Origin of the sequence: Streptomyces sp. AHA2 (assembly GCF_036857595.1) — a bacterium.
Taxonomy (GTDB): Bacteria; Actinomycetota; Actinomycetes; order Streptomycetales; family Streptomycetaceae; genus Streptomyces.
Window position 1 is genome coordinate 535,414 of sequence record NZ_JAUQWJ010000003.1, and the last position, 24,729, is coordinate 560,142.

Annotated in this window: 22 protein-coding genes and 1 pseudogene; 19 read left to right on the forward strand and 4 right to left on the reverse strand. The window is 73.1% G+C overall.

Translation table 11 applies throughout. The features are described 5' to 3' along the window. Nucleotides 1-263: 263 nt before the first annotated feature. The 19 genes and pseudogenes from Q5694_RS09815 to Q5694_RS09905 all read left to right on the forward strand — a co-directional run bounded on the left by Q5694_RS09815 (nt 264) and on the right by Q5694_RS09905 (nt 20,561). Nucleotides 264-911 (forward strand): TetR family transcriptional regulator, encoded by a 648-nt coding sequence (locus tag Q5694_RS09815; RefSeq protein WP_333932147.1) that lies wholly within the window; start codon nt 264-266, stop codon nt 909-911. A gap of 47 nt (nt 912-958) precedes the next feature. Further along, the gene (locus Q5694_RS09820; protein ID WP_333932148.1) at nt 959-1,720 is read left to right on the forward strand and encodes an SDR family NAD(P)-dependent oxidoreductase; all 762 of its coding nucleotides are present in this window, start codon (nt 959-961) and stop codon (nt 1,718-1,720) included. A 45-nt stretch (nt 1,721-1,765) separates the two neighbouring features. Next, complete coding sequence (locus Q5694_RS09825) at nt 1,766-2,560, forward strand: nitrilase-related carbon-nitrogen hydrolase (protein ID WP_333932149.1); 795 nt, start codon at nt 1,766-1,768, stop codon at nt 2,558-2,560. Between the two features lie 327 nt (nt 2,561-2,887). Then, nucleotides 2,888-3,604 (forward strand): hypothetical protein, encoded by a 717-nt coding sequence (locus Q5694_RS09830; RefSeq protein WP_333932151.1) that lies wholly within the window; start codon nt 2,888-2,890, stop codon nt 3,602-3,604. After that, complete coding sequence (locus tag Q5694_RS09835) at nt 3,601-3,822, forward strand: hypothetical protein (protein WP_333932153.1); 222 nt, start codon at nt 3,601-3,603, stop codon at nt 3,820-3,822. Before Q5694_RS09830 ends, Q5694_RS09835 begins: the two co-directional genes overlap by 4 nt. Nucleotides 3,823-4,036: 214 nt before the next feature. Then, nucleotides 4,037-5,710, forward strand: a complete 1,674-nt coding sequence (locus Q5694_RS09840) for a GH3 family domain-containing protein (RefSeq protein ID WP_333932154.1) — start codon at nt 4,037-4,039, stop codon at nt 5,708-5,710. A gap of 52 nt (nt 5,711-5,762) precedes the next feature. Continuing rightward, entirely contained in the window at nt 5,763-6,644 is an 882-nt protein-coding gene (locus Q5694_RS09845; protein ID WP_333932155.1) for an alpha/beta hydrolase, read from the forward strand. Continuing rightward, nucleotides 6,634-7,767, forward strand: coding sequence for an enolase C-terminal domain-like protein (locus tag Q5694_RS09850; protein WP_333932156.1), 1,134 nt, complete (start codon nt 6,634-6,636; stop codon nt 7,765-7,767). Before Q5694_RS09845 ends, Q5694_RS09850 begins: the two co-directional genes overlap by 11 nt. A gap of 83 nt (nt 7,768-7,850) precedes the next feature. Continuing rightward, entirely contained in the window at nt 7,851-8,738 is an 888-nt protein-coding gene (locus tag Q5694_RS09855; RefSeq protein ID WP_333932157.1) for an FAH family protein, read from the forward strand. Further along, on the forward strand, nt 8,735-10,021 hold the full coding sequence (locus Q5694_RS09860; RefSeq protein ID WP_333932158.1) for a hypothetical protein: 1,287 nt from the start codon (nt 8,735-8,737) through the stop codon (nt 10,019-10,021). The genes Q5694_RS09855 and Q5694_RS09860 overlap by 4 nt, the downstream gene beginning before the upstream one ends. A 167-nt stretch (nt 10,022-10,188) precedes the next feature. Further along, a pseudogene (locus Q5694_RS09865) lies at nt 10,189-11,364 on the forward strand (IS701 family transposase); the annotation flags it as partial. A gap of 338 nt (nt 11,365-11,702) precedes the next feature. Further along, a complete protein-coding gene (locus Q5694_RS09870) occupies nt 11,703-12,965 on the forward strand; it encodes an MFS transporter (protein WP_333932161.1) in 1,263 nt (420 codons plus the stop codon). Between the two features lie 5 nt (nt 12,966-12,970). Beyond that, nucleotides 12,971-13,729 carry an SDR family NAD(P)-dependent oxidoreductase gene (locus tag Q5694_RS09875; protein WP_333932162.1) on the forward strand — a complete coding sequence of 253 codons (759 nt, stop codon included), beginning with the start codon at nt 12,971-12,973 and terminating at the stop codon, nt 13,727-13,729. A 134-nt stretch (nt 13,730-13,863) separates the two neighbouring features. Beyond that, nucleotides 13,864-14,166, forward strand: coding sequence for a YciI family protein (locus Q5694_RS09880; protein WP_333932164.1), 303 nt, complete (start codon nt 13,864-13,866; stop codon nt 14,164-14,166). A 61-nt stretch (nt 14,167-14,227) separates the two neighbouring features. Further along, nucleotides 14,228-15,607, forward strand: coding sequence for an aminotransferase-like domain-containing protein (locus Q5694_RS09885; RefSeq protein ID WP_333932165.1), 1,380 nt, complete (start codon nt 14,228-14,230; stop codon nt 15,605-15,607). Then, the gene (locus tag Q5694_RS09890) at nt 15,604-16,878 is read left to right on the forward strand and encodes an ATP-grasp domain-containing protein (protein WP_333932166.1); all 1,275 of its coding nucleotides are present in this window, start codon (nt 15,604-15,606) and stop codon (nt 16,876-16,878) included. Before Q5694_RS09885 ends, Q5694_RS09890 begins: the two co-directional genes overlap by 4 nt. 78 nt (nt 16,879-16,956) lie before the next feature. Next, nucleotides 16,957-18,066, forward strand: a complete 1,110-nt coding sequence (locus tag Q5694_RS09895) for an LLM class flavin-dependent oxidoreductase (protein ID WP_333932168.1) — start codon at nt 16,957-16,959, stop codon at nt 18,064-18,066. A 737-nt stretch (nt 18,067-18,803) separates the two neighbouring features. Further along, on the forward strand, nt 18,804-19,280 hold the full coding sequence (locus tag Q5694_RS09900) for a flavin reductase family protein (RefSeq protein ID WP_333932169.1): 477 nt from the start codon (nt 18,804-18,806) through the stop codon (nt 19,278-19,280). Between the two features lie 324 nt (nt 19,281-19,604). Further along, entirely contained in the window at nt 19,605-20,561 is a 957-nt protein-coding gene (locus tag Q5694_RS09905; protein ID WP_333932170.1) for a ScbA/BarX family gamma-butyrolactone biosynthesis protein, read from the forward strand. A gap of 126 nt (nt 20,562-20,687) precedes the next feature. On the opposite strand, the gene Q5694_RS09910 is transcribed toward Q5694_RS09905, so the two are convergent. The 4 genes from Q5694_RS09910 to Q5694_RS09925 are packed head-to-tail and all read right to left on the reverse strand — an operon-like array spanning nt 20,688 to nt 24,201. Then, nucleotides 20,688-21,005 carry a hypothetical protein gene (locus tag Q5694_RS09910; RefSeq protein WP_333932171.1) on the reverse strand — a complete coding sequence of 106 codons (318 nt, stop codon included), beginning with the start codon at nt 21,003-21,005 and terminating at the stop codon, nt 20,688-20,690. Beyond that, nucleotides 21,002-21,529 carry a hypothetical protein gene (locus Q5694_RS09915; RefSeq protein ID WP_333932172.1) on the reverse strand — a complete coding sequence of 176 codons (528 nt, stop codon included), beginning with the start codon at nt 21,527-21,529 and terminating at the stop codon, nt 21,002-21,004. Before Q5694_RS09915 ends, Q5694_RS09910 begins: the two co-directional genes overlap by 4 nt. A 19-nt stretch (nt 21,530-21,548) precedes the next feature. Further along, nucleotides 21,549-22,838, reverse strand: coding sequence for a NucA/NucB deoxyribonuclease domain-containing protein (locus Q5694_RS09920; protein WP_333932174.1), 1,290 nt, complete (start codon nt 22,836-22,838; stop codon nt 21,549-21,551). Between the two features lie 55 nt (nt 22,839-22,893). Next, nucleotides 22,894-24,201: a hypothetical protein gene (locus tag Q5694_RS09925; RefSeq protein WP_333932175.1), complete on the reverse strand. Its 1,308-nt coding sequence runs from the start codon at nt 24,199-24,201 to the stop codon at nt 22,894-22,896. Nucleotides 24,202-24,729: the final 528 nt, after the last annotated feature.

The following is a 24,729-nucleotide window of genomic DNA, read 5'->3' on the forward strand; positions in this document are numbered from 1 at the left end:
CCCGCAGCCGCGGCCGGGGGCACCGCGGTTCGTGGGGGAGCCGGGGAGGAAGCCGGGGAGATTCCGCCCGACTTGGCCAAGCCGTTCCGGGTTCGTGCGCGGCCGGAGCCGTGGGCGGTGCCCGGCGGTACGTTCGCAGGACCGGGCCCGTTTGGCTGCCGACGTCCCCCCGCGCGGGCGGGGCCGGAGCCCCCGCCGGGCCCTCCCCGGGCACGTGGAGCGCGCACCGCCGTCCGGGCGGCCCGTGGGATTCAGTCCCCGCGATGGATACCGAGGTCAAGCCCATGGTGAAGCAGGTGAGAGCGGAACGCACCCGTCAGGCGCTGCTCGCGGCGGCGGCCGAGGAGTTCGACCGGCAGGGCTACGCCGGCACCTCTCTGTCCGCCGTGCACCGGGCCTGCGGCGTGACCATGGGAGCCCTGACCTTCCACTTCCACGCCAAGGCGGACCTGGCGGCCGCCGTCTGCCGCGAAGCCGAACTCCTCACCCGCCGGGCCCTGGCGTGCCTCGCGCCGGCCGAAGCGCTCCCGCCGGTCGCCGAGTTCACCTTCGTCATCGCCCGGCTGCTGGAGGAGGAGGTCACCGTACGGGCGGCGGCCCGGCTGGCCCGCGAGCAGGCCGTCACACCCTGCTGGCACACCGTCTGGCGCGGTGCCCTGAGCCAACTCGTCGCCCCGGCCCGAAAGATGCCCGCTCACGGCGGTGAAGCCCTGGCCGACAGGCTGGAGTTGCTGGCGGTCTACCTGACGGCCGGCGCCGAGGCCGCACTGCGGGCGGGCCGTCCCGGCCGGGACGTGCAGACCGAACTGGTCCGGCTGTGGGCCCTGGTGCTGGTGCCCGGACCGCTGCCCGGCGTGGACAGACGCCCGGCCGCCGTCGCCACGCGCCCCGAACCCTCGCGCTCCTCGTAGGCCCGGTCCGCGCACCCTGTTCATCCCCTCACGAAAGAGCTCACTCCATGACTCGACGCTGCGCGCTCGTCACCGGTGCCTCCCGGGGCATCGGGGCCGCCATCGCCACCGAACTCGCCACCGCCGGGCACCGCGTGGCGGTGCACTGCCGTGCCGACGCGACCGCCGCGAAGGCCGTGCTCGACTCCCTGCCCGGAAGCGGCCACGCCCTCGTGACCGGCGACGTCGGGGCCCCCGGCGGGGCCCGGGAGATCATCGGTTCGGCCGTCGAGCAGCTGGGCACGGTGGACGTCCTGGTCAACAACGCCGGCCTGTACGCCGAACAGCCGGTGGCCACCACCTCCTTCGAGGACTGGCAGGCCTCCTGGCGGCGCCTGGTCGACGTCAACCTGTACGGTCCGGCCGATCTGATCTGGTGCCTGGTCGACCATCTGCGGCACCGGATCCAGGGACCGCAGGGCGCCTGCGTGGTCAACGTCGGGTCCCGCGGCGCCTACCGCGGGGAGCCCGACGCGCCCGCCTACGGCGCGACGAAGGCGGCCCTGCACGCCCTGACCCAGTCGCTCGCCCAGTCCCTCGGACCGCTGGGCATCACCGTGTCCGCCGTGGCCCCGGGCGTCGTCCGCACCGACCTGACCGAACCCATGCTGGCCGGTGACGCCGAGGAGGCCGTCCGCCGCCAGAGCCCGCTCGGCAGGATCGCCGTCCCCTCGGACGTCGCGGCCGCGGTGGCCTGGCTCAGCAGCGCCCGCGCCGAGTGGTGCAGCGGCGCCGTGCTCGACGTCAACGGCGCCTCCCACCTGCGCTGACCACCGGTCCACCCGACCCCGCACGCCCAAGGAAACGGAGACACCGTGCGCGCCGCACTGCTGCAGATCGCCGTACGACCCGGGGAACCGGCCGAGGAGCGGCGGGCCCGCGCGGCCGCCCTCGTGCGTGAACAGCGCACCGCCGACCTGGTGATGCTCCCCGAACTCTGGCCGGTCGGCGCGTTCGCGTTCGACGCGTTCGGCGCGCACGCCGAGCCGCTGGACGGTCCGACGGCCCGGGAGATGAGCACGGCCGCCGCCGCCGCCGCGGTCTGGCTGCACGCCGGCTCGATCGTCGAACGCGCGCCGGAGGGCGGCCTGTTCAACACCTCGCTCGTCTTCGCGCCCGACGGCCGGCTGCACCGTACCTACCGCAAGATCCACCGCTTCGGCTTCGACCGGGGAGAGGCGGCCCTGCTGGGCCGGGGCGAGCAGGCGGTCACGGCCCCGCTCGGGGACGGCCCGACGGCCGGTCTGGCCACCTGCTACGACCTGCGCTTCCCCGAGCAGTTCCGGCTGCTGGTGGACGCCGGGGCCGAACTGCTCCTCGTCGCCGCCGGATGGCCGGCCGCGCGCCGGGCGCACTGGTCGCTGCTGGCCCGGGCCCGGGCCGTCGAGTCCCAGGCGTACGTCCTGGCCTGCGGCACGGCGGGGGAGCACGCCGGGGTCCCCCAGGCCGGCCACAGCGTGGTCGTCGATCCGTGGGGCGAGGTCGTGGCCGAGGCGGGGGCGGGGGAGGAGACGCTCGTCGCCGACCTGGATCCCGGGCTCGTGGCCGCGACACGTGCCGAGTTCCCGGCCCTGCGTGATCGGGTGCTCGGTGTGCCGGCGCCCCGCTGACCGGCTCTCCCCGCCCGGTGCCGTCTTCCCCGCACAGCGCGGGGAGGGCGGCATCTGCCGTCTGCGGACACCGAGTCGGGCTTTCCCCGGCAACCCCTTGCGGCTGATGCGGCAGACGTGTAACACTCTTTCGCGAGGCAGTGTGTCCGCTTCCGGGCTCCTCCTCACCGTCACCGCGTCGCCCTCGGGCGGCGCTTTTTTGTTGCCCGCGCCAGCTCTCGGCCGCGCGCCTCCTTCCTCGCGTGCCTTCCTCTCGCGTGCCTTCCTCCTCGCTCGGTGCCCCTCTCCGCGCGCCGCGCTCCGACCTTCTTCCCAGTGAGGCGAACGATGACCACGACAGACCCGACCACCTCCGGCTCCGACGCCCGGGCGTGCGCGTCACGCCGGTGCCGCCGGGCGGGCGGCTCCGACGGGCTGCGGCGCAGGCCCGCACTGCCCGGCGCCCGGCTCTGCGGCTCCTGCAGGCGCGCCCTCGCCGCCGATCTGGCCGCCCTGCCCGGGCTGCACGACGACAGCGAGGAGCACCTGATCCTGCCGGCCCGGCAGGCCGGGCTGCCCCGGGTGACGGGCCACCGCCCGCAGGCGCCGCCCGTGAGCGAGGAGGCGCTGCAGGCCCGGCACGACACGGTCGTCCGGCTGGCCTTCTGGGCCCGGCTGGTCCTGGAGGAGGCCGGTACCGCGCCGAAGCCGCCGGAGCGGACCGTCCCCGCGCTGGCCGCCTTCCTCGGCCGGCACGCCGACGTCCTGGCCGCTCTTCCCGCGGCCGGGACGGCGGCCGACGAGATCGCGCACGCGTCCACCGCCCTGCGCCGGATCGTCGCACCTCCCCGGCCGGCGCTGGTGCCGCTCGGGCGGTGCGTCGAGCCCGGTTGCGAGGCCGAGGTGTCGCTGCCCGGGCGCGGCGGCGACGACCTGGTGCTGCGCGGACCGATGTGCGGGGCCGGGCACGTGCTGACCCCGCGCCAGTGGCTCCTGCTCAACCAGCGACAGCAGACCCCCCGCGACCGGCGACAGCGGACCTCGCGCGACAAGGAGACGGCATGACCGGCACCCCCGCCCCCCGCGGCGCACGCGTCCCCACCTCGCTCGCGGCGCTCGCCCTCGGCGTCCGTGAGGGCACCATCCGCCAGTGGGCGCGCCGCGGCAGGATCACCCGCTACGGCACCAAGCGCCAGGCCCTGTACGACCTGAACGAGCTGGCCGCGCTCGCGGCCGGGGAGGCCGCCCCCGCGACGGCCGCCTCCCCCGCCCGCACCGCCTGACCGGCGGCACCACCCGTACGGCACACGGCCGCCCGTGACCGTGGCGGATCGCCCCGCCCCGGCGTGGCGCCCCGCTCCGTCGCCCCCAGCAGCACCGCCCAGCACCGCACAGCACCCGCACCACACACCACGCCACCGTCCGGCGCACGCGCCGCGCGGCGCCGACGCATGCCCGGAAACGGCCCGTCGGCCCTTCCCCGAGGAGACAACAGCAGTGGACACCTCGCACACGTCACCGTGGCAGCAGAACTGGCAGGCACGGCGCGACCCCTTCGCCGAGGAGTGCTTCGCGGCACGCGAAGGCCTGCTCGCCGACCTGAAGGACCCGGGCGCCGCACAGGCCCGCGTCCTGGACGACCTCATCGACATCGGCGTGAGCGCGCTGCACTGGAAGGAGCGCGGCTACGACGTGGTCGCCGCCGACCCGTCCCGCTTCCGGTCGGTCCTGCCGGTCATGCGCTACGACGACTTCGCCGAGCAGATCGACCGCGAGACCCGCACCAAGGGCGGCATCCTCTCGTGCAGTCCGGTCCTGCGCTGGCTCAAGACCAGCGGCACCACCGGCAACCCCAAGCGGGTCCCGTACACGCTGCACTGGCTGCTGACGTACCGCATCCCGGCCATGAAGGCCATGTGGGGCACCTACCTCCAGCACCACCCCGAGATCCTCGCCCACCCCTGGGCCACCCTCGACACGCAGACCGTCCGGGAGGACGTCTTCGACTTCGTGCACGGCGTCGAGCACCAGGCGATCAGCAACCGGCATCCGCAGATCAACAGCCGCGACTGGAACCCGCCGTGGTACGACTCGCCCTGGTTCGGCCCCGGCACGCCCACCAGCCACGCCGGACGGATGTACCACCGCGTACGGCACCTCGTCGGCAAGGACCTGCACTACATCTCGGCCATCAACCCCAGCACCCTCGTGTCGCTGCGCGACCTCATCGCCGAGCACGGTGACCAACTGGTGCGCGACCTGCGCGAAGGCACCCTGGAGGGCCGGCCGTGCACCGAGCCCGACGAGGGCGCGGCCCGCCACCTGGAAGGGGTGCTGGCCAAGGGCGAGTTCAGCCTCGTCGACGTCTGGCCGTCGCTGACGCTGTACAGCTGCTGGCTGTCGGCCTCGGCCGAGCTGTACCGGCCGCGCCTGGACGCCGTGCTGCCCGGCGTCGCCAAGCTGCCGTTCATGAGCTGCGGCACGGAGGGCGTGACCACCATCCCCGTGGACGACACCCTGAACAGCCAGCCGCTCGCCGTCGGCCAGGCGTACTTCGAGTTCGTCCCCGCCGAGGTGCCGCTCGGCACGCTGCTGGACGCCGGCGAGGAGATCGGGACGCTGCTGTACGACGAGGTGGAGGCGGGACGCGACTACCACCTGATCATGTCGCAGGGCAACGGCCTGTACCGCCTGTGGACCGGCGACATCTACCGCGTCGACCGTGTCGTGGACGGCACGCCCTGGATCCACTTCACGCACCGGGACGGCGTCTTCCACTCCTTCACCGGCGAGAAGATCACCGAGGGCCAGGTCACCCAGGCCATCCGGCAGGGCCTCGCGCACGGCGGCCTGGAGACCGGCCTGTACATGTGCGGCCCGCGCTGGGACGAACTGCCCTCCTACACGGTCGTCGTGGAGGTGCCCGACCCGGGCGCCGCACTGGACGGCGAGCTGTCCGCCGCGATCGACCGCGAACTGTCCGTCATCAACATCGAGTACGCCTCCAAGCGGGACAGCGGCCGGCTCGCCGGGCTGCGCGTGCGGACCGTGGCGCAGGGCGCCATCGCCGCGTACGTCGAGTCGCGGCGGCAGCAGGGCAACGCCACTCAGTACAAGTACAAGCCCTTCCAGAAGGACACCGCCTTCGCCGACGAGATCCTCGCCGGCTGACCGCCCGGCGGAACGGCCTCACCGACCACCCCTCACCCCGGGAGAACCCGTCATGATCGAGACCCTCAGGCCCCCGCAGAACACCCGCCGCGAGATCGTCGACCTGCCCTGCGGCGACACCCGGCTCGCCCTGCACGTGTGGCGGCCGGAACGGATCAAGGGAGCCGTCTTCTACTTCCACGGACTGCAGAGCCACGCCGGGTGGCTGTGGGAAGTGGGACCCAGGTTCGCCGACAACGACATCGCCTTCTTCGTCCTGGACCGGCGCGGCAGCGGCATCAGCCCCGGCCCGCGCAACGAGATACCGGACGCGGACACCCTCCTCGGCGACTACGCGCAAGCCGTCGCCCACGTACGGGAGATGATCGGCGGGACCGTACCGCTGTCCCTCTTCGGGCACTGCCTCGGCGGCTCCTTCCTGGCCGCCCTGATGTGCCACGAGGAGTTCACGACCCCCTACGACGCGGCCGTCTTCTGCTCGTCCTGGCTCGGCAGGATGCACGCCACCCTCGACGCGGACGCCCGCGCGGCCCTCGCCGAGGACGGGAGCGGGGAGCCCTGGGACGCGGGCCTGAAGTCCGCCGACTTCACCGACGAGGCCAAGTACCAGCACTTCATCGACCACGACGACCTGGCCGTACGGCAGTTGACGCGCCGCTCGCGCGCCGTGCTGCTCGAACTGGAGCGGCGCTACCTTTCCCGGAGCCGCACGAACCCGAACGTGCCCGCGGCCACGTTCGTCTCCGGCATGACCGACCCGATCGTCGACCTCGACGCCGCCCACCGCGTCTTCCAGGACCTCGTCTCCGGACGTGGCGCGATCATGAAGTTCCCCACCGACCGGCACTACCTCTTCTACACCGACGTCTGCGACGACCTGGTCGACTGGACGTCGACGTACACCCTGCTGCGGGGCGTGAACCGTGGCGCCTGAGGGCGGCCGGGCCCGGCTGTACCACGTCGAGCTGCCGATGCGGACACCGTTCGACCACCCCGCGGCCCGGCGCAGCAGCTCCGACAGCCTGGTGCTGAGGCTCTCGGCGGACGGCACGGACGGCATCGGCGAGTGCGCGCCCCGGTCGTACGTCACCGGCGAGACCACCGCGAGCGTGCGCACCGCCCTGGGGCAGGTCGACCTCGGCGCGCTGTCCGGCCTGTTGACGGGCCGGCCCCCGGAGGAGACGCTCGGCCTGCTGCACCGGGACGGCTTCGCGCGGACCTTCGGTGTCGACGGCGGCAACAACCTGCTGTGCCTGCTGGAGACGGCCGTCCTCGACTGGCTCGGCCGGCGCACCGGCGCCGGCGCCCGCGCGCTGCTGCCCGGGACGTCACCGGGCCCCGCGACCCTGCCCGTGTCGCAGGTGCTGGATCTGAGCCTGGACGCCGAGGAGTTCCTCGCCACCCGGGGGCCCTTCCACTTCGTCAAGGTCAAGGCATCGGACGACATCGAGCGCGACGCCCGCACGGTCCGCACGATCCGCGACAAGCTGGGCGAGAGCGTGCCGGTCATGGTCGACGCCAACATGAGCTGGACCCCGGCCGATTGCGTCCGCCACGCCCGCCGTCTGGACGAGGCCGGTGCCGACTACGTCGAGGAACCGCTGCCCCGCAAGTCCTGGCAGGCGCTGCGCACGCTGCGCCGCGACGGCGGGGTGCGCATCATGCTGGACGAATCGGTGTGCACCGCCCGTGACGCCCGGACGGCGGTCGAGTCCGGGGCCTGCGACGCGTTCAACGTCCGGGTGTCGAAGAACGGGGGACCGCTGCCCGCCGCCCGGCTCGTCGCCTACGCGCGGGAGCACGGTCTCGGCCACCAGTTCGGCGTGCAGGTGGCCGAGGTGGGCCCGCTGATCAACGCGGGCCGGGCCCTGGCCTTCGGCCACCCGGACGCGCTCACCGTCGAGGCCGGCCAGTCCGACCGCTTCTTCCCGGAGATGATCGTGGTCCCGCCCCCGGCCGTCGACCGGCACACCAACACCCTGTCGCCCGCGGGCGGCACCGGCTGGGGCATGGAACTCGCCCCGTTCGCGGAGCGCTGGGCCGTCGCCGACCTCTGAGACCGGCCGCCTTCCGCACCGGCACTCCCCTCCCCGCCACGCACGCACCCGCCCCTCACCCGTGCCCGAAAGGCTGGAACTCCATGACCGTACTGTTCGAATGCACCTACCAGGGCCGCCGTCACGCCGGCCTCGGCCTGCCCCGGGCCGGCGAGCCCCTGCGCCTCGTGCCGCTGCCGGGCGGGCGCCTCGCGCAGGCCCTGGCCGAGGGCCTGGATCCCGCGGCCCTCCTCGCCGGCGCCGAGCAGGTGACCGTCCCGGCGGAGGCCCTCGGCGAGGTGTCCTTCCGGCCGCCGCTGCTGCCGGAGCACCCGGGTGACGCCATGGTCGGCGGTTTCATGCAGACCCACAACGTCAAGGTGGACGCGGACACCCCGTCCCAGCCGAACTGGTTCCTCAAGGGCCTCGGCGACGTGCTGAGGACCTCCGGGGAGGACCTGCGGGCACCCGCGGGCGCGGTCGCGCTCACCGAGGAGGCCGAGATCGTCCTCGTCTACGTCACGGCCGCGGACGGCACACCCCGGTACGTCGGCCACACCTTCGGCAACGACCTCACCGACATCGGCCGCTTCCGGCGCCACCGGGGCCATCTCTCCTACGCCAAGCTGTGCGACGCGGCCGTCGCGCCGTGGCTGTTCCCCGGCGAACCGCCGCGGCACGTCACCGGCCGCGTGACCATCGAGCGGGACGGCGAGACGCGGTACCGGGGCGAGTTCACCACCGGCACGAAGGCCCTGCACTACGGGCTCGACGCCATCATGTCCGAACTGTTCGCGCACGACGCCCTGCTCACCCCCGGCCGGGTGCACTACGTCTACATCGGCGCCGACCGCAGCAGCTTCCACGGCGGCCATCGCATGGCCGACCGGGACCGGGTCACGCTGGACTTCACCAGCCACGGGGTGACCCTGTCCAACACCGTGCGATGTGCCTCCCCGGCGCTCGCGTCCCCCCGGCGCGAGGCGTCGTGACCCGGGACGGGAGGGCACGCGGGGGCGGCGACCGCGTCCGCCGACTCAGCGACACGGAGGCCCTGTTCGCGCACGCCCACGCCCTCACGGGCGCCGGCCGGATCACGACCTCCTTCACGGTGGACGGGCGGTTCCCGCCGGACAGGGTGGAGCGGGCCGTCCGGCGGTGGGCGGGACGGCTGCCGCTGCTCTCCCTGCGGATCGCCGGCACGGGCGACGAGCTGTGCTTCCGGAGTCCGGCGACCGGACACGCACCCGGGGACACGGTGCCCGGGCCCGGGGACGGGGAGCGGCTGTGGGGACTGCGCGTCGGGCACGGTCCGTCCGGGGCCACCCGTTTCACCCTCAGCCTGCATCCGGCGATCGGCGACGCCCACTCGGCCGGAAGGCTGGTGCGACTGCTGCTGGACGCCCTGCTCGGCACCCCGCACACCGGTTCCGCCGGCCCCGACCGCGAGGCGCTGCCGCCCGACACCGACGACCTGACCTACGAGGCCGGCAACGGGTGCGCGTGCGGCGGCTGCGGATCCCCCGCGCCCGCACCGGCCCGGCGCACGGCACACCCCGGCGCGGGCCGGCCGTACGCGCAGGAGGAGGGGCGCGGTGAGGGGGCGGTGTCCGGCGGCCGTGCGGACGGTGCCGTGACGCTGGCGCTCACCGCCCGGGAGAGCCGCCGGCTGCGGGACTGGTGCGCGCAGCGGCGGGTGACGGTCGGCGGGTACCTCACGACCGTGCTGGCCGACGCGCTCGCCCGGGAGACCGGCCGCAGCGAGGTCACCGTGGCCACGGCGATGTCCCTGCGGCGGCGGTACGCCGAGCGGGCACTCATCACCGAGCCCGGGTGCGTCCAGACCCTGGTCGCCACGCGGCTGCGCGCGGGCACCCGCGGAGAGCCTCTGCGGTGGGCCCGCGCGCACGCCGCCGCCCTGTGCTCGGCCCGGCGTGCCTGGCGTCCGGCGCGGTGCGGGCACGCCGCCGTCCGCCGGGCCGTCGAGCGGGCGGCGCTGAGCCGTGCGCCCGAACTGCGCCTCGTCGACGCCGGTTGCTTCGACACCGTGCTCGGCGCGCACGCCGCGCGGGTCACCGCCCTGCACACGGTGACCGGCCACGGCGGTGGAGCACCGGGCGGCTCGCTGTGCCTGTCCACCTTCAAGGGCGGCTTGACGCTGGCTCTTTCGCCGCGGGGACCGGGTGAGCGCTGGGCCGCGCTGGCCGAGAGGGAACTGCGCGCGGCGGTGCTGCCGCAGCGGGCGCTCACCACCCTTGTCCGTGTGCACGGGTGAAACCGCAGGCGGGAGCGGTGCGTGGGGCCGGACTCCACGAAGTCGCACGCATGGCCGGACTCCTGTTTGAAAACAAAGAGATCACTCTTTATTGTTTTCCCCGGCGGGCCTCGAACCGACGGGGTCCGAGCGCAGCGACCCGTCAGACCAGAGGAGGGGAACGCGTCATGGTGAGAGCGTTGTCCACGCCCACGCCACGTCCCCGGGCCGGCTCCGTCGCGCGGCACGCCGCCTTCGACACCTACATCGCGGAGGTGTTCGGCCTGCTGCCCCGCGCCGACCAGCGCAGATGGGCCCAGGCCTACACCCGCGGCCTGTTGGTGACGCCGGGCCGCAAGACGGTGCGGCGGCTCGCGGCCTGCGTCTCGGACTCCGCCACGGCCGCCCAGGCGCTGCACCAGTTCGTCAACGCCAGCCCCTGGGACTGGGAACCGGTCCGCGACCGTCTCACCGACTGGGCCGTGCGCCGGTCCGCGCCGCGCGCCCTGGTCATCGGCGCCGCGGTGCTGCCCAAACGGGGCGAACGCTCCTGCGGGGTGCACCGGCGCTTCGTCCCGGGCGAGGGCCGCACGGTCAACTGCCAGGTCGGTATCGGGGCGTTCCTCGCGACGGAGGGCGCCACCGTCCCCGTCGACTGGCGGCTGCTGCTGCCCGGGCCCTGGTCCGGCGACCGGGAGTTGCGCGGCCGGGCCCGCGTCCCCGCCGCCGGTGAGGGCCGGGACTCGGCCTGCGCCCAGGCTCTGGACCTCGTCGACGCCTTCTCCCGGCGCCGGCCCGCCGCCGGCGCCGCACCGAACGCGGACGCGGACGCCGTGCCGGTCGTGGCCGACCTGTCCGGATTCGCGGACGCCGCGGCGCTGACCGCCGGACTCGCCGCCCGCGGGCGGCGGTTCGTCCTGGCCGTGCCGGACGGGCTGGCCGTCGTGCCCGAGCGCGGCGCCCCCGCCGACCGGGGCGCGGCGGCCCCGGTCCGGGCGCGGGACGTGACGGCCGCCCACCGAACCCGGCCGTCCCATCCCCGGCCGGCGGCCGTGGCGACGGGGAGGGTGCGCCTCCCCGGCCTCCCCGTCGCCCTCCGGCTGATCAGCGAGCACCTGCCGGACGGCACCGGCGAACGGGTCTGGCTCACCGACCTGGTGGACCGCCCGCCCCGCGAGGTGCTGGCACTGGGACGGCTGTCCGCGGACGCCGCCGGCACGGTCGACCGGCTGGCCGAGGACTTCGGACTGCGCGCCTTCGAGGGGCGCTCCTACCCCGGCTGGCACCACCACATGACCCTGGTCTGCGCGGCCTACGCCTACGCGGCCCTCGGCTCCACGGCGCCGCCCGCCGCCGCACCGTCCCGTCCCGCCCGGGGCCCCCGCGCCGGCCGTCCGCCCCGCGGCGCCCGCACACCGTCCGCACCCGCACGGACCGTGCCCGGCGCGACGGGCCCGTCCCCGGCGGGCCCCCGGACGGCGACGAGCGGCCCGCCCCGGGCCTCTACGGGCCCGGCCCGAACGCCCGTCCCGACCACCGGCGCCGGGCCGAACCGCCCCCGGACCCCGACCCCCGCGGCCCGCCCCCCGCAGGGCGGGCCCCCGCCCGCACCGAGCGGATCACGCGCCCCGGCCACCCCTCCCCGCCCCCGGCAGGACCCCTCGGGGTGCTCGTCGGCCCCGACACGAACGGACCCCTCCTGATGGCCCTTCCCAAAGCGTTCTGGCTGCTGTGGTGCGGGCAGACCGTCAGCCGGCTCGGTACGCTCGCCCCCGCCTTCCTCGTCCTCTACCTGGAGCAGGACGGCCTCGTCGCCCCCGGGACGACCCCGCTCGTCGTGGGCCTCTTCGGGGCCGGGGTCGTGCTGTCGGGGCTGGTGGGCGGGGCGGTCGCCGACCTGATCGGACCGCGCCGCACCATCGTGGCGGCCCAGCCCGTCACCGCCGCGATGGCCCTGCTGTTCGCCGTCGCCGACCATGTGGCCGCGCTCTGCGTGCTGTCCCTGATCACCGGCTTCCTGTCGTCCGTCGACCGGCCGGCCGGTGCCGGGCTGATCTCGGCGATCGTGCCGCAGGAGCAGTTCTCGAAGGCGTACAGCCTCTTCCTCGTCGGGTTCAACATCGGCATGTCGCTCAGCCCGGTCGTGTCCGGGTTCCTGCTGGCGGTCAGCCCCGGTGCCCTGTTCGTCGTCTGGGCGGCCTCCAGCCTGATCTACGCGGCCCTGGTGTTCGCCGTGCCCGCCGACGCACCGGCCGCCGCCGACCGGCCCGCCGGGGCGGCAGCCGCCCTCCGGTCCGCCGCGCGCGGCATCACCGAGCCCTTCCGCACCCCCGTGCTGCTGGGCTTCCTCCTGCTGACCTTCCTGCTGGCCTGCATCTACCTCCAGGTCAACTCCGCCCTGCCCCTCGGCATGCGGGACAACGGCCTGACCCCCGGCGACATCGGCTTCGTCCTGGCGGTCAACGCGGTGCTGTCCGTGGTGCTGCTGCCCCTCGTGCCCCGGCTCGTCGGAGGACTGCGCGCCCACGTCCCGCTGATGCTGGCCGGCGCCTTCATGGCCGTCGGCTTCGGCGCCAACGCCCTGGCCGGCGGCATCGTCTCCTTCACCGTCACCACGGTCCTCTGGACGCTCGGCGAGGTGCTGTGGGCCCCGATGTCCGCGACCTTCATCGCCGACCGGGCCCCCGCCGGCCGCAGCGGCACCTACCAGGGCTCCTACTTCTTCGCCTGGAACGCCGCCTTCGTCGTCGGCAGCCCCGCCGGCCTGGCCCTCGCCCGGTCCCACGGTTACGCGTCGCTGTGGATCACCGCCCTCGGCCTCGGCCTCGCCGTGACGCTCGGCTTCGCCCTGCTGCCGCGCCTGGCCGGGTTCACCACCAAGCCCCGGCCGGACGCCGCACCCGAACCCGCCCCGCGCACCACCGCCCCGCACCCCGCACAAGCGCTGACCCGAGAGAACAGGTGACCCTCATGTCCGCACCCGACACCGCCCGCACCGCCCTGCTGATCGGCGCCGCCGGCGGCATCCTCAAGGAGGTCGCCCGCGAGCTGGCCGAACAGGGGCACACCCTGGTCCTGTTCGACCGCGACGCCGAGGCCCTGGACCGCCTCGCGACGCAACTGGCCGCGATCACCAAGGTCGAGGCCGTGGTCGGCGACATCACCGACATCCCGGACGCCGAGCGCCGACTGACCGACATCGTCGACCGGTTCGCCCCCTCGATCCTCGTCAACGGCGTCGGCGGCGACACCCGCGTGATCGGCTACGCCGACCTGACCACCGACCACTTCGACCAGTCGTTCCTGGAGAACGTGGTCAGCAGCTGGATCGCGGTCAAGGTCTGCGCCCCGCGCATGGCCGCCGACGGCTACGGCCGCATCGTCAACTTCGCCTCCGCCGGGGGCCGGACGTACAGCCACTTCAACAACGCCGCCTACGTCGCCGCCAAGGCCGCCGTCATCGGCATGACCAAGCAGATGGCCTACGAACTGGCCGCCACCGGTGTCGTCCTCAACGTCGTCGCCCACGGCCCCATCGCCACCGACCGGGTCGCCGGCGCCTGGGAGCGGCGCGACCCGGCGCAGAAGGAGGCCGTGCTCGCCCGGTTGCCGATGGGCCGCATGGGCACCGTCGCCGAGGCCGTCGGCAGCGTCCTCCACCTGTGCTCCGAGAGCGCCGGCTACTCGACCGGTTCCGTCATCGACATCAACGGCGGCCTCTACATGTGAGGTCCGTCCTGCGCACGCGCGGCCCGTCCCGCGCCCGCCAGGGCCGCCGTCCGCGTGCCGGACCCGCTCCACGTGCCCCACCGGCAACCGCCCGCAACCGCCCGGCACTCGTCCGGGCACCCCAGGAGGCATCCATGGCGACCTTCGTCGTCGAGTTCGAGTACAACGTCGACCGCGAGGGCCGGGAGCACCTGCACCCCGCCCACACCGACTACCTGCGCAGCCTCACCGACCGCGGCGTGCTCCTGCTCGCCGGCCCGCTCGAGGACGTCAACGGCGGCCTGCTCGTCTACGAGGCCGACGACCTCCCGCGCCTGCAGCAGATCCTGGACGCCGAGCCCTACGTCAAGGGCGGCATCGTCTGCCGCGTCCGCATCCGCCGGTGGGCCCCCGGGAAGGGCGCGTGGCTCGCCGCGCCGCAGCCCTCCGCCGCCTGACCGCGCCGCGCCCCGCCCGGCCGCCCCTCCCGTTCCCCAGCCCCGGAAGGAAGCAACTGACGTGCTCGTGACGCCAGTCCAGCCCGACACCGCCCTTCGCCGCGAAGCGCTGCACGCCGGCATCGTCGACCCGGACATGGACTCCATGCGCCTGCTCAGCGAGACGGCGATGAAGTTCCCCGACGCCCTGTCGTTCTCCTCGGGCGCACCCCACGACGGCACGCACGACCTCGCCAAGCTCTCGTACTACGTGAACCGGTACCTGACCCACCTGCGCGACAACGGCGTCCCCGAGCAGCGCGTCACCCGCCTGCACTTCCAGTACGGGCCCGTGAACGGCTTCATCCAGGACGAGGTCGTGCGCATGCTCGCGCAGGACGAGGGCATCGAGGTGCCGCCCGAGGCCGTGATGATCACCCACGGTTTCCAGGAGGCGGCCCTCATCGCCCTGCGCGGGCTGTTCCGCTCGCCCGACGACGTCCTGCTGTGCGTGTCCCCGGCCTACGTCGGCATCCGGGGCGCCGCCCGCATGCTGGACATCCCCGTCAAGGGCATCACCGAGGGGCCGAGCGGTCTCGAACCCGAGGCCGTGGCCGCCGCGGTGCGCGCCGTCCGCGCCGAGGGCCGGCGCCCCGCCGCGCTGTACCTGGTCCCCGACTTCTCCAACCCCTCGGGCACCGTCGTCCCGCTCGAAGCGCGCCGGCGACTGCTGGAACTGGCCGCCGAGGAGGGCTTCACCATCCTCGAGGACAACCCGTACGGCCTGTTCGCGAGCGACGACGAACGGCTGCCGACGCTGAAGGCCCTCGACACCCGCGGCGACGTCGTCTACCTCGGCTCGTTCGCCAAGTCCGCGTTCCCCGGCGCCCGCCTCGGCTATCTGGTCGGTGACCGCACGGTCGTCGGCGAGGACGGCGTGCGGCGCACGCTCGCCCAGGAACTGTCCAAGGCCAAGGCGATGTTCACCGTCGGCTCCTCCTCGCTCTCCCAGGCCGCGATCGGCGGCATCCTGGTCGACGCCGGTCACGACCTGCGCTCCGCCACCCGCGACCTGGCCGCCGTCTACCAGGAGCGGCTCGCCGCCACCCTCGACGCCCTCGCCGCGCACTTCCCGCCCGAGCGCTACGCCGAGCACCAGGTGCGCTGGAACCGGCCGCGCGGCGGCTTCTTCCTGGTCGTCGAGGTGCCGTTCGAGGCCGACCTGGCCGCCATGGAGCGGTCCGCCCGCGACCACGGCGTCAGCTGGGCGCCGATGCGCATGTTCCACCTCGACGGCGGCGGCGAGCGGGCCCTGCGCCTCGGCTTCAGCAACCTCACGCCCGCCGCGATCCGCGAAGGCGTCGCCCGCCTGGCCGGCTTCATCGGGGCCGAGACCGCGCCCGCCACCGGCTCCCCCCGCCCGGCTCCCACATCCCCGATCGTGTCGGAGGCCCACGCATGACCAGCACACCCCCCGGACCGCACCGGCGCCCCGTCGCCGTCGTCGTGGACGGCTACTCCGCCGGCAACTTCTACCCCGTCGCCTTCGCCGCGTACGGCACGGACGTCGTCCACGTGCAGAGCACGCCCGAGCTGATCCCCGCGATGGCGCCGCCGGACCTCACCGCGTACCGCGAGAACATCGTGTCCTCGGACGAGGCGGCCCTCGTCGAGACGCTGCGCGCGCTGGACCCGGTGTGCGTGATCGCCGGCCAGGAGTCGTCCGTGCCGCTCGCCGACCGGCTGAGCGAGGCGATCGGCGTCCCCTCCAACGGCTCGGCGCTCTCCCCGGCCCGCCGCGACAAGTACGAGATGACCGAGACGCTGCGGCGGGCCGGTGTGCGCTGCGCCCGGCAGTTCAAGACCGCCGACCCGGACGAGGCCGTGGCCTGGGCCGAGGACCACGGCAGCTACCCGGTGGTCGTCAAGCCGCTCAGCTCGGCCGCCTCCGACGGCGTCGTCGTCTGCGACGGCCCCGACGCCGTGCGCGCCGCCGCCCACGCCGTCCTCGACGCCCCGAACATGTTCGGCCTGACCAACACCGAGATCCTGGTGCAGTCCTACCTCAAGGGCACCGAGTACATCGTCGACACCGTCAGCTGCGGCGGCGAGCGCTACGCCTGCGGCGTCTGGGAGTACGAGAAGACGCTGCTGCCGTCCGGCAAGAACATCTACAACCGCGACCTGCTCGCCGACCCCGACACCACCCCGCTGGTCGCCGACCTCACCGGCTACGTCGACCAGGTCCTCGCCGCCCTCGGCGTCGCCTGGGGACCGGCCCACGCCGAGGTCATCGTCACCGACGAGGGCCCCGTCCTGGTCGAGATCGGCACCCGCCTCAACGGCAACATCAACGCGCCCTTCCACGACGTGTGCCTGGGCCACAACCAGGCGGCGCTCACCGCCCAGGCGTACACCCGGCCCGACGAGTTCCGCGCACACCACGGCGGCCGCACGTACACCCGGCTGCAGCCGGCCGTCGTCTACAACACCCCGACCGCCCTCGACGGCGTGGTGGAAGCCGTCGACGAGACGGCCGTGGCGGAGATCCGCTCCCTGGAGAGCGTGTTCTGCACGGCGGTCAAGTTCGCGCCCGGCTCCCGCATCAGGCCCACCGTCGACCTGCTGACCAGCTCCATGCGGGTGTACCTCACGGCACCGGACGAGGCCGCGCTCACGGCCGACTACGAGAAGGTCCGCTCGCTCAAGGACGCGGTCTACAAGCTCGCCTGACACATCCGCGAGCCGGCCCGACGCCCTTCCTCTGTTCTCCCTGATCTCCTTCGCCGCGACTCTTTTCGGAGGCTCACTGTGCACAGCCGTATCGGTCTCTTCCTGTCCCCCGTCCACGAGACCGGCCAGGACCCCCACCTGGCGATCCGCCGGAACCTCGACCTCGTGGAGTACGTCGACGACCTCAACTTCGACGAGGCGTGGTTCGGTGAGCACCACACCCTGGGCTGGGGCCTGGTCGGCGCGCCCGAGACCCTCATAGCCGCCGCCTCGCAGCGCACCCGCCAGATCAAGCTGGCCCACGGCGTCGTACCGCTGTCCGGCCACCACCCCTTCCACGTGGCGAGCCGGGCCGTCCACCTCGACCACCTCACCCGCGGCCGCTACATCCTGGGCGTCGGGCCGGGCGTCCCCTTCGACGCCAAGATGTTCGGCCTGGAGCAGCCGGTGCAGCGCCGCCGCCTGGAGGAGGCCCTGCCGACCGTCCTGGAACTCGTCAACGGCGAGGAGCGCATCACCCAGCAGACCGACTGGTTCGACCTGCGCGACGCCAAGCTCCAGCTGCCCCGCTTCAGCCCGCAGGGCATCGAGGTCGCCGTCGCCACGTCCGGCACCTCGCAGTCCAGCCCCCGGCTGATCGGGCGGTACGGGCTGAGCATGACCTCGTTCGCCCTGCCCTTCGCCCTGCTGACGCCGGGCGCGCCCGCCCACATCAACCTCGCCCACCAGTGGAAGTACGCCGAGGAGGCGGCGGCCGAGCACGGGCAGACGCTGGACCGCGACAAGTGGCGCATCGCCCTGCCGGTGCACGTCGCGGAGACCCGCGAGGAGGCGTACGCGGACGTGCGCGACGGCTACGACCGCTGGCTGTTCGAGTACTTCGGCAAGGCCGCCGGCCGCGACGTGCTCAGCCCCGACGTGCCCCGCGAGCGGGCGCTGGAGGCCCGCGTCGAGGCGGGCGGCGCGCTCGTCGGCTCCGTCGACGACGTGGTCGCCGGCATCGAGCGGCTGCACGAGATCACCGGCGGGTTCGGCACACTGCTCGTCTACGTCGCCGACTGGACGTCGTGGGAGAAGACCAACCGCAGCATGGAGCTGCTGGCCCGCTACGTCGCCCCGCGCATCACCGGTTCGGCGGCCCGGCCGCAGGAAGCGGTGGACTTCGCGATCGCCGCCCGCGGCAAGTAGCGCCCCACCTGCCGCCGGCCGGGCACGCCCGTCACCCGTCCCGCCGGGGTGGGTACGGGGGCCGGTCGGCACCGGCCGAGGGCCACCGCTGCCGACCGGGGAGGCCGACCGGTACGACGCGGCGGGAGCCGGGAGCCGGGAGTGGGGAGTCGGGAGTGGGGGATCGGGTGAGGCGGGCGACCGGGGGAGGCGGGGAACAGCGGGGTCAGGGCGCCGGTGGACCGTCGGGAGCCGCGGGACCAGGAGCCGACGGACCGGTGGACCGCCGGTAGCCGCGGGGCCGCGGAGGCCGGCGGACCGCCGGAACGACGGCGACCGGCAGGTGGCGGCAGCCGGCACGGCCCAACCACAGGAGCCGGTACGGCCCCACCACGGGAGCCGGTACGGCCCCACCACGGGAGCCGGTACGGCCCCACCACGGGAGCCGGTACGGCCCCACCACGGGAGCCGTCCGCACGGCGCAACGACGGGAGCCGCCGACACGGCACAACGACGGAACCTGCCACGGGCCGGACCGCGGCCCGCACCGCACGACACCCCCGACCCGCAGGAAGGCCCCCGGCCTCGCACCCGTCACCCACCACTCACGCACCGGGCCACCCGGCACACAACCCCCTGCCCCCACCCCGGGGTTCGCCGCCCACCACCCGCGCCCGGCCCACGGTCCCACGTCCGCCACCCGTGCCACGCCTGCACACACGTACGCCTGCCCGCCCGCACGCCATCGGAGAGAACTCATGCTGGAGCAACGCTCGTTCCGCGACATACTCGGCCGGTTCACCACGGGAGTGGTCCTGGTCACCGCAGACACCGCCGAGGGCCCCAAGGGCATGGCGGTCAACTCCTTCACCTCCGTCTCCCTGACCCCGCCGCTGGTCGCCCTGTGCGCCGCGGACACCTCCTCGACCTGGCCGGCCATCCGCGAGCACGGCTCGTTCGCCGTCACGATCCTCGGGGACGGACACGCCGACCTGTGCCGGCTGTTCAGCACCAAGGGCGCCGACCGGTTCGCCACCGGCCGGTGGTCCTCGACCCGGGCCGGACACCCCATCCCGGCCGACGGCCTGGGCTGGCTCGACTGCCGCATCAGCACGGTCCACCCGGCGGGCGACCACGAACTGGTGATCGCCGAGGCTCTGGAGGGCGCCCTCACGGAGCAGGCCGGACCGCTCGTCTTCCACGCCGGCCGCTTCACGGCCCTGGCAGCGGCCTGACGCACGGCCGGGGTGCCCACCCCGGCCCCCCGCGTCGCCCGCCGCAGCTCGTCGCGCAGGCGCAGGCGCTGTCGCCGTCTCTCCGTCGCCGCATCGACGGCCGGGCGCCCGGCCGAGGCCACCGGCGTCCTCGGCCCGCCCGTCCGCCCGGTCGGTCCGGGCACCCGGCCCGTCGCGACCCGGGCGCGAGCCGTGCAGGCCGGACCCGGGCCGGCCCCGGACCCGGGCCGGCCCCGGACCCGGGCCGGCCCCGGCAGGACCAGGCAAGCGCTCGGCAGGGTCCGGTACGCGCCCGTGCCGACGCCCACGAGAAAGGCAACCCGCGTGTCCCTCACCGACCCCACACCCACCCTGCCCCTGCCGCCGGATGCCAGGGGCGAGGCCGAGCTCCGCTTCGTCCGGACCGCACCGCGCCATCTCGTCGACCGCACGGCGGTCGCCGAGGTGCTGATCACCGACTGGCGACGGCTCGGCCCGGACACCTTCCGCCTGGGCGCGCAGTGGCCGCGCGGCCACCACTTCTACGCACCCGTGGCGGGCGTCTGGTACGACCCGCTGCTCGCCGTCGAGACGCTGCGCCAGGCGTCCGTCCTGGTCGGCCAGACGTACTACGGGGTCCCGGCGGACCACCACTTCGCTATCGCCGACCAGGAGATGGAGATCGTCCCGGCCGCCGTGCTGCTGGGCCCCCGGCCCGCGGAGATGCACGTGGAGGCGACGGCCGCGGACGTCCGGCGGAGCGACGGCACCCTCACCGCGCTCACCCTGGAGGCCGACCTGCTGCGCGACGGCGACTTCGCCGGCGCGGGCCGCCTCACCCTGCGCGTGGACGCCCCGCGCGACCCCGCCGCGGCGGAGGGCGGCGGGTACCCGCCCCTGCCGCCCCCCGTCCCGCCGGCGATCGTGGGCCGTCTCGACGAACGCGACGTCGTCCTCGGCGTCCCCGGCTCCGCCGCGGGCCGCCGCGGCCTGTCCTGGGACCTGCGCATCGACCCCGGTCACCCGGTGCTCTTCGACCACCCCACGCACGACGTGCCCGGCATGGTCCTGCTGGAGGCCACCCGCCAGGCCGTACAGGCGGCCTGCGCCCCCTACCGTGTCCTGCCCACGGAACTGCGCAGCGCCTTCCACGCCCCCCTGTCACTCACCGTCCCCTGCCGCGTCACGGCGACGAGACTCCCGCCGCAGGACGCCACGGAGGACGCCGTGCTCCGCGTCACGGCCCACCAGTCCGGCCACCTGGCCTTCGACAGCCTGGTCGTGGCCACCCTGTGCGACTGACGCCCCACCGGCCCCGTTGCGCACCCGACGGGCCGGCGGAACACACGACAGGTCAGGCCCCTACCGAACCCGGTAAGGGCCTGACCTGCTGTTCACTGTCGGGGTGGCGGCATGTGAACCCAAGACCTACTCGTCCCGGATGAGGTTCGGGTTCTGGGAGAAGAACTTCTCCCAGATTTCTCTCGCACCACCCTCGGCAAGCTGATCACTGCACGCAGGGTGATCCGGTTCCCCGGTCACCGCATCGGCGACAAGCACCTCACTCGGGACGGCCACCACACCGTCCTGGGCCCCGAGGAGATCACTGGCGAACGAACCGTGGGCGGGCGCCGCATCGACCGCCTGCTGTTGGCGACAGCGTATGAACGGGCGGCGCTCACCGAGCCCGGTCAGGTCGTCTACACCCTGGCGCCCCACCTCGGCGTGTCCGTCGACCAGCTTCACAGGTCGTCTTCATCGACGGGGTCAAGCTCGCGGGTGCAGGCGAGGTCGAGGACGTAGCGTTCGGTGACGGGGCAGTTGTTCCAGGCTTCGGTGAGCTGGTCTTCGGGGGAGTCGTCGGTGAGTTGGTCGAGGGTGGTGTTGTAGTAGTCGGCTGCTGCTTGGCGGTTCTGCCACCAGGCGTGGCCTTCATAGACGCCGGGGCAGGGCAGGGTGATCTCGTCGGCTGGTCCGCGGTCGAGTTGGCCGACGACCAGGATGCCTGTCTCGGATTCGACGCTGACGTCGGTGTGGCCCTCGGCCTCGGCGGGCGGGGTGGGTGGGGTGTCCCAGATGCGGATCGTCATCTGGACTTCCATGTCCGGTTGCAGGCTGAGGAGGTACAGGTGGTAGCCGTTGCCGGCCACCACCTGTGTCTCCGCGGCGTCCATGGCTGCTTCGTCGCCGAGGTAGGCGTTCGCGTCGTAGACCTCCAGCACGCGGCGGCCGGGGGTAGCGGTGACGTTGTGTTCGGCGAGAAGCGCCATGGTCAGTGGTGTCTTCCTGCTAGTTGGTGATCTTCACGTAGAAGGGGTCGCCGTCCAGGATGCGGTTGAGGGTGTACATCTCGTTGAGGCGCTCTCCGCCCTTGCGGTTGTCCTTGCCGTCGATCAGCCGGACGGAGAAGCGGTTGTCGCCCTTGGTGGATCCTTCCTTGGTGGAGGCGAAGGGGTACTCGTCGCACTCCAGGCCGCTGCCGGCGTAGTCCCCCCACACCTTCTTGCATTCCTTGATGGACGCCGCGCGATTGTCTTCGATCTTCTTCGGATCGACGACTCGGCGCAGGGGTTCCTTCGATCCCGGAACGCTCTTCCCGGGCCAGGAGGGGAAGGTGCGCTCGGGGCGGTTCAGGGCGTCGTAGATGTGCACGGCGCTCTCGTTGACCGCCGAGTCCTTCTGACTCATCACGAGTTCCACACGCGCCTTCGTGAAGACGGTGCCCTTGTACTTGCCCGCGACCTTACCGGCGTAGTCATAGCGGACGCCGGAGTTGTAGACGTTGCTGCCTTCCAAGAACGGGGCGGAGTTGGGGGAGCTAGCGCTCAGGTCCATCGTGACGGTCGAAAGGACGCGTTGCTGGTTGCCCTGGTCGAACAAGGCGCCTTTGTCCGGGGAGGTGTAGGTGAGGTTCCAGTGGGGCTTGGTGTCCCACACGCCGAGGAGCTCATCGCGGTTCACGGTCTGCGGCGCGGTCACCTTGGCATCCGGATCGCTTTTGGATGCGTTGATGCTGTGGTGAAAGTGCTGGCCGATCCGCCACTTCGTGGCATCTTCGGTGGGTATCGGCTCGACCCATATGTTCTCGATGCTGGCGACATAGTCCACGCGCCGACTGCCGTCGTAGGCGAAGCCGAGAACCCATTGGTCGAACTTGAGGCGGCCGAGCGTGGTCGTACCCCTGATGTCACGCAGCACCAGGTCAAATGGACGTTTCTGGCAGCTCTCGAAGCGGGATTTGACCCACCCGGTGGCAGTCTTCGCCTGTGCCGCGTGGTTGGCACACTGCTCTCGCAGGTCCTGTTGGTCGCCGGGAGCCGGGTCGGCCACCGCCTGCCGCGCCACGGACTTCGATCCGTGGGATCGGGCGTACTCGGCGTACGGGATGGGCTGGCCGAGGCCACGCAGTTCCTCGGCGGGGAGAGAAGCGGCGTCGACGAACACCGTGCCCTCGGGAGCCGGGTCGTTCGGGGGCACCGCGGCGTGGGCGGCTGTGCTGGTGGCCGCCGTGAGCAGTGTCAAGGTCGCCGTGGTGGCGGTGACGCGGGCGAGACGTATGAGTGCGGTGCGTATCTTCACCAGTGGACTCCTTGCTGGCGTGCGGAAGCGGCGGGATTTCTGCGGCACATGGTGATCACGAGGCATCGCAGAGGTCGCCCCAGCACGCCTCCAGCAGTGCGCCGGTGTGCGCGGAGTAGCGGGCGGTGAAGCCGTCGAAGCGACGGTCGGTGCGCTGCAATCCGGGGGTGGAGCTGGCGGAGGTCACCGTCCAGGCTCCGTCGCCGCTGCTGCTGGCGGCCGCGTGCAGGTGAGGCTTCGTCGCGGAGGGTGAGGTGGGCGGCTTGACGGCGAGGGCGTCACTGGGGACGCCGAAGGCGGCTGCAGCTCGGGCCCGGATGTCAGAAGCCGATATGTCCGCAGCTGCGGCCTCCTCCGATGGCCCACCGGACGGCACGGCGGCGGCGTTGCAGACCCGTACGGTGACCACGCACTCGGATAGGCCAGGCACGCTGGCCAGGCAGCTGTCGGGGTCGTTCTCCAGACAGGCTTGCAGAGCTTGCTGGTCCACGCCGTTGAACGTGGCGGGCAGGCCGGCCGCAGCAGCGTCCCGACTGTGCGTCGGGGCAGCGGTGGCGGCAGCCGGGGAGGCAGTGGCGGCGGCCTGCCGGCGCGGCTTGCTCACGGTCCACTGGGTGAACTTGCTGTTGTCGGTCAGCTTGGTGGTGAAGCAGTTCGGCGGCTTGTGGGTCGTGCTGCACACGGGGAGCGTGACGGACTTGGCCACGTTGGGCGTCGCCACCTGCTGCCACACCTTGTTCCCGGTCATGAACTGCGTACGGTTCGCGATCGAGGGGACGTTGATGTACTTCGGTCCCATCACCTCGAGACCGACGTCGATGCGGTTGGTGTTACCGCCCAGCACCTTGAGCTGTTTGGTGGTGGAGCCGACCTTGTTGAAGTCGTAGAGCACATCCCACTGGTTGCCGCTGTCCTGCCGGACGGTCATGTAGGTGTGGTTGCGCTTGTCCGGCTTGGTCGGGTTGACCCCGGCCTTGATGGCTGTCGTGCGACCACCGCTGGTTGTCAGCTCCGACCAGCGTGGCCCGTAGGTGTGGGTGGTCTTCCCCGTCTTCTCCGCGTACAGGCCGATCTCGATGTTGGGAGCCAGCGGACCGCTCGACGTGTTCGGGCTGACACGCATGTAGTTGGCCGCCTGCACGGTCGTAGACCCGGTGTCGACCTGATCGAAGGTGATCGGTGTGTTGCGCCAGGTGGCGAAGCCGCCGATCATCGGCTCGCCCGGCTGACTGCACGTCATCGCCCAGAAGGTGATCCGGGCGTTGTAGAGGCCGGTGCAGGCTTCCTTGGGTGCGGCGGCATTCGCGGACGGGGCGGTGCCGACGATGGTGAGTGCGGTGACCCCGGCGCATGCCGAGGCCAAGAATCTCGCGCGCGAACACGACAAGGTTCCCCCTACGAACGATCACAAGTGGTCACACGGGAACCTACAGGTGCTCTTTCTCTGACACGTCTGCTTATAAGGCAAGTTGGCTGAGTCACTACACGTGATCACGGCCACGTCTGTCGGCGGCTCACCGGTATCTACATCCGGCGAGAGACGTTGACTTGAAGTGAATCCACACGGTCCGCAGCCAGCGGCCGAGGATTGTCTTGCGTACGGCGCGCGCTGAGATGGCCTGGTGACGGGTAGCGAAGTCCGCGCGGTTCCAGTGCAGAGGGGGCGTCGCTGTCGTGTCCCGTCTCGTGGTCTAAGCGACCTTGCTCGAAACGCTCCGGTGAACCGCGCGCAGGCGACGCCACGGGAACACAGCCCGGCGTCGTGCCCGGCTGACCGGCCGTCAGCGCCACGGCGGCCCCGAGCAGCGTCGATGCGGCGGTGACCAGCACCTTCCGGGTACCTGATCAGCTACACCACTTGGCGTGAGCCATCCGCGTCGCCTCAGCAGTT